Raw genomic sequence first — 423 nt, 5'->3', positions numbered from 1 at the left:
TCCGCATTTCCTATGCCGAATTGCCGGGCTTTCCCAGAAGCGGCGTCACCGGCCATGCCGGCGAGGTGGTGGCGGGACATTTCGCCGGCACACCAGTGTTGATGCTGTCCGGCCGCGCTCACTACTACGAGCACGGCAACGCGGCTGCGATGCGGCCGGCGCTGGAGGTGCTCGCCGGCCTCGGCATTTCGAACTTGATCCTCACCAACGCCGCTGGCTCGGTCGATCCGGACATGGGGCTAGGCTCGGTGATGCTGATCACCGACCACATCAATTTCTCGGGCTCCAACCCGTTGATCGGCGAGCCAAGCGACCGCCGCTTCGTCGGCCTGACCGAAGCCTATGATGCCGGCCTTCGCGCGGCGATCGAGACGGCGGCGAAGGCGACGGCTACCGCCCTGCACAAGGGCGTCTATATGTGGT

At 65.5% G+C, this 423-nt stretch carries 1 pseudogene; it reads left to right on the top strand.

What is annotated here, in order from left to right:
• Positions 1 to 423: pseudogene (locus EOA86_RS38195) on the top strand (purine-nucleoside phosphorylase); the annotation flags it as partial.

This window comes from Mesorhizobium sp. M5C.F.Ca.IN.020.32.2.1 (assembly GCF_004023105.1).
Taxonomy (GTDB): domain Bacteria; phylum Pseudomonadota; class Alphaproteobacteria; order Rhizobiales; family Rhizobiaceae; genus Mesorhizobium; species Mesorhizobium wenxiniae.
The sequence above is the reverse complement of the archived record's forward strand: the minus strand, read 5'-3'. Positions and strand labels throughout refer to the sequence as shown.